At 39.0% G+C, this 8,554-nt stretch carries 7 protein-coding genes and 1 pseudogene; all 8 read right to left on the reverse strand.

The window, feature by feature from the left end; all coding sequences use genetic code 11:
- Window positions 1–128, reverse strand: a pseudogene (locus AAC037_RS13050) (N-acetyl-gamma-glutamyl-phosphate reductase); the annotation flags it as partial.
- Window positions 115–1,320: an aspartate aminotransferase family protein gene (locus AAC037_RS13055; RefSeq protein ID WP_339903407.1), complete on the reverse strand. Its 1,206-nt coding sequence runs from the start codon at window positions 1,318–1,320 to the stop codon at window positions 115–117. The gene AAC037_RS13055 and the pseudogene AAC037_RS13050, both read right to left, overlap by 14 nt.
- Before the next feature lie 2 nt (window positions 1,321–1,322).
- Window positions 1,323–2,147 (reverse strand): acetylglutamate kinase, encoded by an 825-nt coding sequence (gene argB, locus AAC037_RS13060; protein WP_339903408.1) that lies wholly within the window; start codon window positions 2,145–2,147, stop codon window positions 1,323–1,325.
- Between the two features lie 296 nt (window positions 2,148–2,443).
- Complete coding sequence (locus tag AAC037_RS13065; protein WP_339903409.1) at window positions 2,444–3,211, reverse strand: PhzF family phenazine biosynthesis protein; 768 nt, start codon at window positions 3,209–3,211, stop codon at window positions 2,444–2,446.
- A 16-nt stretch (window positions 3,212–3,227) separates the two neighbouring features.
- Window positions 3,228–4,679, reverse strand: a complete 1,452-nt coding sequence (locus AAC037_RS13070) for a potassium transporter TrkG (protein ID WP_339903410.1) — start codon at window positions 4,677–4,679, stop codon at window positions 3,228–3,230.
- Between the two features lie 2 nt (window positions 4,680–4,681).
- Window positions 4,682–6,028: a Trk system potassium transporter TrkA gene (trkA, locus tag AAC037_RS13075; protein WP_339903411.1), complete on the reverse strand. Its 1,347-nt coding sequence runs from the start codon at window positions 6,026–6,028 to the stop codon at window positions 4,682–4,684.
- A gap of 114 nt (window positions 6,029–6,142) precedes the next feature.
- The gene (locus tag AAC037_RS13080; RefSeq protein WP_339903412.1) at window positions 6,143–8,143 is read right to left on the reverse strand and encodes an alpha-amylase family glycosyl hydrolase; all 2,001 of its coding nucleotides are present in this window, start codon (window positions 8,141–8,143) and stop codon (window positions 6,143–6,145) included.
- Window positions 8,144–8,189: 46 nt separating this feature from the next.
- Window positions 8,190–8,554 (reverse strand): rhodanese-like domain-containing protein (locus AAC037_RS13085; protein WP_339903413.1); only part of this gene is annotated, 365 nt, incomplete at its 5' end.

The raw sequence follows: 8,554 nt of genomic DNA on the forward strand, positions 1-8,554 counted from the left end.
CCCTTATGACTTTCGGAGGTGATACTTACGATTTCCACTTCAGGGTGATGAATTAGAATCCGCGCCAATTCAGACCCCGTATAGCCGGATGCCCCTACTATGCTAACTTTATATTTACTTTTTCTCATTTTGCTCAATTGATTCAATTAATCTTTCCAATTTTCCCAAAACTGTATCCACATCTTCATCTGGTATATTGAGAGGGGGAACAAGCCGAATCACTGATTCGGCAGTTCCATTCACTATAATTCCATCATCCAAAAGTGCTTTTACCAAAGGGGCCGCCGGGCGATCCAAAACAATACCAATCATCAACCCCATTCCCCTCACTCCTCTGATCATAGGGTGCTTGGTTTTCCAAGATTCAATCGTTTTTATTATCCAATTTCCTTTTTGAAGGGCTCTTTCAACCAATCCCTCTTCATGTATCGCTTTTAAAGTAGCCAATGCAGCCGCCGAAGCCAAAGGATTCCCTCCGAAGGTGGTACCATGATCTCCAAAGTCTATTGCATTTCCTACTTTTTCATTGCAAAGAAATGCACCAATAGGCACTCCGCCACCTAGACCTTTAGCCAGGGTCATAATATCGGGCTGAATACCAAAATGCTCTTTAGCAAAAATTTTACCTGTTCGCCCTACACCACACTGGATTTCATCAAAAATCAACAATACATTGTTCCGATCACACAACCCACGCCCCTGTTGCAAATACTTTTTCTCTGCAGGAATAATTCCTCCCTCTCCTTGAATAGGCTCCAAAATGACTGCTGCTGTATTTTCATTTATGGCTGCTTGCAAGGCGTCGATATCATTGAAGGCTACCTGAGAAAAACCTTCCGGAATCGGAGCAAAACCCTGCTGATATTTTTTCTGACCTGTGGCTATAGTGGCCAGAGTACGTCCATGAAAGGAGTTTTTCATGGAGATGATTTCACCTCCTTTATTGTGAGTACTGGCATATTTCCTAGCAATTTTAATGGCTCCTTCAACAGATTCCGCACCGCTATTTGTAAGAAACACATGTTTTAACCCGGTCAAATCAACCAATAATTTGCTGACAGCAACTTGGGGAGGACTAACGAAAAAATTGGAGATATGCATTAATACAGCTGCTTGATCTTGGACAGCACCTACTACCTTAGGGTGACAATGCCCTAAGTTATTTACAGCAATTCCGGCCAGCATATCAATGTATTCTTTCCCATCAGCATCCCATAGCCTACTACCTTTGCCCTTGATAAAGGCCAGAGGAAAGCGTTTGAAAGTGGGTAAATAATTTTTCTTGTCTTCTTCGTACAAATACTCGTTCGAAATATGCATGCTTAAAGTTTAATTGTTGTTCCTATTGAATTATGCTTGATAAGATAATCTGAAATTTGTTCAGGACGGGTACCATTTAAAATTACTGCACTTTTAACGCCTGATTTAACGGCGTTGACACAGGATTCGATCTTTGGAATCATACCTCCGGATATGGCATTACCATAAAATTCAGGAATTTTAGTGGTATCTATTTCCCTAATTATTGAGTCCGGATTTGGATATTCCTTGTACAGCCCATCTACATCAGTCAATACAATATAAGCATCTGCTTGGATAGCAGCTGCAATTTTCCCTGCAAAAACATCTCCATTTATATTGTAATCCTTTCCTTCTTCGTCCGAGGCTATACAGGTGATTACCGGAGTAAAGGCATTATCCAATAAGGATTCGATTAACAATGGGTTAACCGTAACTATATCTCCAACCTGACCCAGATCCACTTTTAATTCTTCCCCATTTTCCTCTTTTCGAATATGCCACCTTTTTTGAGCAATCGCTAACTTCCCATCTTTTCCTGAGAGTCCTACAGCTTTAAGCCCTTGCTTGTTCATTAAATTGACAAGGGAACTGTTAACTTCTCCTTTTAAGGTCTTTTCTATGCAGCACATGGCAGCTAAACTGGTGTGTCTGTGACCATCAAAAAATTCCGATTTTATTCCTGCTTCTGCTAAGGCTTTATTGATAAATGGTCCTCCTCCGTGAACCAGTACTACCTGAATCCCATGGCTTTGCAATACTTTTATTTTATTAGCAATGTCATGTTTCAATTCTTCACTGACCATTGCATTCCCACCGTATTTAATGAGAATTTTGCGATATTTCATTGTATATTTTATTTCGTCGAAATTAGAAATTCTAAAACTTTGCAAAAGAAAAAAGCAATAATTATACCAAGGAAAGAAATTTATACTGAAAAAATCATATAGAATGAATTCGTTTAAATATTGATACGGAATATTGAAATAATGAAAACCTGTCTACAGGTCTTGACAGACTGTCATGAAAAAAAAGGATGTGTGCTTCACAATCACCCTTAGATAAGTTTTAAAAAACTTTATAAAATCCAAAAAATCTTTTAATTCTTTGGATAAGGTATTTTTGCAAACGGATTCACTAAGTTTTAGGTTAACTTTTCAAACTGACCCGACAAGGTCACTTCTTTACCATTGATTTTGGTGTAAAACCGCCCTCCCCTTTCACTTAATTGATCGGCCACCATCTCGTTTTTTTTTATTCTTGCAGCCCAAAAGGGTACAAGCATGGCATGAGAGGATCCGGTGGCATAATCTTCCAATTGATTGACATGCGGAACTAGTGTTCTACTTACGAAATCAACCTTGTCTCCTAAGGCAGTAACTGCATAACCAAATATTTCAGATTCCCTTAACTTATCAAAGTCAGGTTTCATTTGTTTGACAGCATTAGCTGAATCGGTAAGGATCAGGTGTTTATTGGCAGTCTCATAAATACCTACAACCGGTATTCCCAACCCCTCTCTAATCGCTTCCGGACACTCAGGAATCTCCCTGATAATGGGAATGGCTTCAAGGCTCATATGAAAAAAATCTTCTTCCACCGTCACAACGATTTCGCCTCCATCATAGCAGAGCATGATATCTTTTTTATTTAAATGATCGGAAAGAAATATTCCTGCAGCAGCAGCACCATGACCACAAAGGTTGATTTCAGCATCCGGAGCAAACCACCTCACATTGCATCTACCTTCTTCGTCAATGTTAACAAAGGAGGTCGCCGGAAGCCCAATAACGTTTGCTTTTTGTTGCATGTCCTCTGTATCCAACATTTTATCACAGAGAAAAACGGCTGCCGGATTTCCTTTGAAACCCAATTCTTGATAAGTAAAGACGGCAATTACGGCTTGTTGCATGGTTGAATTCGTTTAGTTAGTTGGCTCTCCAAAAATAGGGAGTGAATAATACCAATATAGTAAAGAGTTCCAATCTTCCCAACAACATCAAAAAGCTAAGAAACAATTTTGCAAATGGAGAAAAGAATGCAAAATTGTCTATAGGGCCTACCCGACCAATGCCCGGCCCCACATTTCCCATTGAAGTGGCTACCGCTCCAAAAGAAGTAATCATATCGTAACCAGCAATGGACATCACGATAGATCCTAAAACAAATATCATCAGGTATAATAAGAGGAAATTCATAATATGGGTAATGACCTTACCTGTTACTCTTTCTCCATTTATTTTTAAAGGCACTACCGCCCTAGGGTGCACGATACGTTTGAATTCGAGGGTAGAATTTTTCACAAAAGTAAGGTGCCTGATAAATTTTATCCCTCCACTTGTAGAACCTGCACAAGCTCCCATAAATAACATCATAAAGAATATGATGGTCAACCCATTGGTATACCCGGTATAATCGGCAGTAACATAACCTGTAGTGGTTATTAGGGAAACCACCTGAAAAAGCACATCCCGCAAAGATTTTTCAAAGCTATCATCGGCCAAGAAGTACACTGCACTAAAAATCCCCATAACCAAAAAACAAACACTTATAAAATAAGCCCTAAATTCATCACTGGCCCATACCCTTCTAAAATGGCCTTTAAAGGCAAAGTAGATCAAAGTAAAGTTTGTCCCTGCTAAAAACATAAAAAAAACAGCCGTATATTGAATGGCTGGACTATCAAAAAAGGCCATGCTAGCATTTTTTGTAGAGAACCCACCGGTGGACATGGTGGTAAGGGAATGATTCATGGCATCAAAAAACGACATTCCTTCCAAATAATAAATTACAACCAAAAGAAGAGTAAGACCAAAATAAATAAACCATAGCCTTTTGGCTGTCTCTCTGATTCTTGGGTGTACTTTATCGGAAGTGGGTCCAGGTGATTCGGCCACAAAAAGCTCAATTCCCCCGATTCCTAACAAGGGGAAAATGGCAACCGTCAACACTATAATACCTAAGCCTCCAATCCATTGGGTCATGCTTCTCCATAGGAGTATCCCTTCCGGCAACCCTTCTATGTCTGTAAGTATTGAGGCACCGGTGGTAGTAAATCCTGAGACGGTTTCAAATATGGCATCTGAATAATTGGGTATGCTTCCACTTAAGAGGTAAGGCATCATGCCAAAAACAGACATAATGATCCAGCTTAATGCAACGATCATATAGCCTTCCCTTTTCCGAATGTTTTGATCTTGTTTGGCAAAAGAAAAGAAAAAAGTTCCACCAATGGTCAGACAGATTAATGCTGATCCAATTAAAGTAATTTGATCTCCACTTTGGTAATAATAAGAGAAGGCAACACTTGGAAACATCAGCACCCCCAAGAGCATCATTAATCCTCCCATGACTTTTAAAATGGCCTTGTAATGAATCATGGTTAGTTAAATAATTTTTCCAGTACAGGTTTGGCTTCAGGCAAGGCCAAAACAATGGCTTTGTCATAAAGCTGCAATTGAAATTGACCATCAGGAATAAAAACTTCTTCCCCTCTAATCACACCTGCTACCACAGCTGTACTGGGAAAATGTAGGGCCTTCAAGTTCTTCTTGGTTAATTTATTGTTTTTGGTTACGGCGTATTGCACAAACTCTGCTTCTACTCCCTGGATCCCCGATACAGCTTCCACTTGTCCTTTTTTCAAGTACCTACTTACGTGATTTGCCGCCACCAACTTTTTATTTATTAGCGAATCTACACCTATACTATGGGAAATATGGATGTATTCCCTGGTATCTACATGGGCAATGGTTTTGTAAACGCCATGGTTCTTGGCGCTTAGACTGGTAATGATATTTGTCTCCGAACTGTCTGTCAAAGCTAAAAAACCATCCATAGTTTCCAGACCTTCCTCAATCAAGAGATTGATGTTTTTATAATCTCCGTGAATAATCAGGGCATTATCCAATCTTTCTGCAAGCCATTTACACCGCTCTTTTTCATTATGGATCAAAGTTACTCCATAATCACCCTCTAATTCTCTAGCTGTTGAATAGGCCAAGTCGTCACCTCCAATAAGCATCACATCATGAATATCTTTTTCTTTATGATGTACAAGGTCTTTAACGGTATTTACAGATTTATTATTGGAAATAAAAAAAACGTGATCATTGTTTCGTATAAAAGTGTCTCCCCTGGGGATAATGGTTCTTTGGTCCCGGACAATGGCAATAATTCTAATTTCTTTAAAAATCGGGTCGGTACGGGTATCAGAGAGCTTTCTATTGATCAATGGTGAATATCTGTCCAGAGTAATGCCTACTACACTCAACCTTCCGTCTTCAAATTCAATCACATCCGAAAAGCTTGAACGTTTCATCAACCGTGATATCTCCTTACTACATAGCATAGAGGGAGAAATGATAGAGTCTATCCCGAGGTTTTCGAAATACACTTTATTCTCAGGGTATAAATAATCATGATTTCTCACCCTAGCTATTACTTTTTTAGCCCCCAATTGTTTGGCTAGTACAGCCGTACAAATATTGGTTTTTTCTGAGGTAGTAACAGCCAACATCAATTCTGCATTGTGAATGTTTGCCTTTTTTAAAACATCAATTGAAGCCGAATCTCCTTCTATGGTCAACACATCAAGTCTGGAACCAATATTGTCCAAAACATCTTTGTCCAAATCGATTAATATAATATTCTTACTTTCGTAATAAAGCTGTTCTGCCAGGTGAAAACCCATATCTCCTGCACCAGCGATCACGATATTTACTGCCATAGCGTCGTATTAAATATTCAAAGGTAATATTAATCAAAAAAGGTGCAAGACCAATAATTATTAACTGATTTCCTCATAATATAACTGCTTGCCAAATATTAATTGGATTAAACCTTAATCGAATTTTTCAAAAACCAGTGCAGTTCTGTTGGTCATATAGATGCTTAACTGTTGCTTTTGGTCTGTAAAATATGCCAGGGTATTGTCTATCCGGCCAAACCCTCCATACTGCTTGTCATCTGAATTCAGGACAAGCCTGTATTGGCCCATTTCCGGTGCTTTAAATTTGTAATCAGCAATGGACACCAGTGGGTTAAAAGAAAATGCAAACAACAAGCCAGCTCTTCGAAAGACAATCACCTTATTCGCCGGATCAGCATGCACCTGATCGGCAAAAGGCGCGCACAGCACCCTTTGCTTTTTAATAAGAGCAAGCATGGATTTGTCCCAGTGAAGCAAAAATTGATATTTTAGGTCTTTATCTTCTGCCAGGCTCCACTGCCTTCGTGCATACTTATAGCTCCAATTATTCCCTTCTCTTGGAAAATCTACCCATTCTGGATGACCAAATTCATTTCCCATAAAATTTAAGTAGCCCTCTCCTCCAAGGCCAATGGTGAATAGTCTTAGTAATTTATGTAAAGCTATTCCTCTATCAATAACGATATTCTCATCCCCCACTTGCATATGAAAATACATCTCCTTATCCATAAGCCAAAAAGCGATGGATTTATCCCCTACCAAAGCTTGATCATGGGATTCGGCATAGGCTATTGTTTTTTCCTTATACCGACGGTCACTTAATTCTTTCCAAAACTCAAGAACATCCCATTCTTCGTCTTTCTTTTCCTTAAGCATTTTGATGTAAAAATCAGGCACCCCCATAGCAAGCCTATAATCAAATCCTACACCACCTTCTTCAGGCAACCTGCACAAGCCCGGCATGCCACTTACATCTTCGGCAATGGAAATGGCTGAAGGTTTCACCTCCTTTATAAGGCTATTTGCCAATTGCAAATAAGTAATAGCATCCCAATCTACATCTTTCAAGAAATACTTCTCAAAATGATCAAAAGTGGTTAATCCGTGATGAAAATACAACATGGAAGTAACCCCATCGAACCTAAAACCATCAAAATGAAATTCTTCCAACCAATATTTTAAGTTAGAAAGTAAAAATCGTTTGACTTCCCACTTCCCATAATCGAATAACTTAGAGTCCCATACCTCATGGTAACCTCTAGAACCGGAATGAAAATACTGATGGTCTGATCCATCAAACGCGTTCAAGCCTTCTGAGACATTCTGGACGGCATGAGAATGCACCACATCCATAATGACTGCTAAGCCAATTTGATGTGCCTTATTGACGAGATACTTCAAATCTTCAGGAGTTCCAAATCTGCTAGAAGGACAGAAAAAGTTAGAGACATGATAGCCAAAAGAGCCGTAATAGGGATGTTCCATTACTGCCATTAGTTGAATAGCATTGTATCCAAGGGCCTTGATTTTTGGTAATATTTTATCCGCAAAATCCACATAAGTACCTACGGTTTCCTCTTCAAGGCCCATGCCAACATGACATTCATATATCAACAAGCCTTCTTTGTTGTAGGCTGGAATAAAATCCCTATCCGTCCAAATAAAAGGTTTTTCAGGAGACCATATTTGGCCTGTAAAATCTTTACTAGTTTCATCCTGAACCACCCTTCTGATATAAGCAGGTATACGGTCTAAGCCTCCCTTATCTGAAATGACGTGTACTTTCACCAAACTTTCATGAACAAGTTTGTCTTTGTATGTATCATATGGCAATTCAATTTCCCAGACACCCCATTCATCCATTTTAAGGGGATGGCTATTTCTGTCCCAATTATTAAAATCACCAATCAAAAATAAAGCTTTGGCTTCCGGGGCCCATTCCCTATAAACCCATGCCTGCTTAGACTTGTCAAAATTAATCCCAAAATACTCATGACCCGAGGCAAATTCCTTTAGTCCTTTATTGGGTGTTTTAATTTCATCATATGCCCTTTGAAACCTAACCCATCTTTGGTAAATTTCTTCTTTGTAATCCTCTAACCATGGGTCCTCCTGAACAATTTTCAATTTCATATAGCTGTCTGCAAAAGTGATTGTATAATTTATTAAAAAAGTGCAGTTATTTCTTAACAGGGTAGCCATTCTTTTTCCAATGATCATACCCTCCTTCTAAATTGAACACTTGACTAAATCCTTTTTTTATCAATAAATCAGCGGCCTTCTTACTCCTGCCCCCTACTTTACAATATACCAGCACTTTCTGATTTTTATCTAGTGAAGCTATCTTGTCAGCAAAACCTTCTTGAAGAAAATCCATATTTACTGCTCCCGGAATTAAGCCTTGGGCCACTTCTTCTTTGGTTCGTACATCCAATATTACCGCATCCAACTCCTTTTCTGCCAATAAAAAAGTTTGAGGGTCAATATTGATAGCCTCCGTGCTTTCCTCGGATAGATTTTGAAGTGAAGCATTATTTTTTGAAA

Source organism: uncultured Cyclobacterium sp. (assembly GCF_963976465.1).
Lineage (GTDB): Bacteria > Bacteroidota > Bacteroidia > Cytophagales > Cyclobacteriaceae > Cyclobacterium.

Excerpts from the sequence above, each read along its gene's own strand:
- AAC037_RS13070 (WP_339903410.1), bottom strand. The coding sequence starts at position 4,679 with ATGATTCATTACAAGGCCATTTTAAAAGTCATGGGAGGATTAATGATG.
- AAC037_RS13080 (WP_339903412.1), bottom strand. The coding sequence starts at position 8,143 with ATGAAATTGAAAATTGTTCAGGAGGACCCATGGTTAGAGGATTACAAA.
- AAC037_RS13055 (WP_339903407.1), bottom strand. The coding sequence starts at position 1,320 with ATGCATATTTCGAACGAGTATTTGTACGAAGAAGACAAGAAAAATTAT.
- AAC037_RS13065 (WP_339903409.1), bottom strand. The coding sequence starts at position 3,211 with ATGCAACAAGCCGTAATTGCCGTCTTTACTTATCAAGAATTGGGTTTC.
- argB (WP_339903408.1), bottom strand. The coding sequence starts at position 2,147 with ATGAAATATCGCAAAATTCTCATTAAATACGGTGGGAATGCAATGGTC.
- trkA (WP_339903411.1), bottom strand. The coding sequence starts at position 6,028 with ATGGCAGTAAATATCGTGATCGCTGGTGCAGGAGATATGGGTTTTCAC.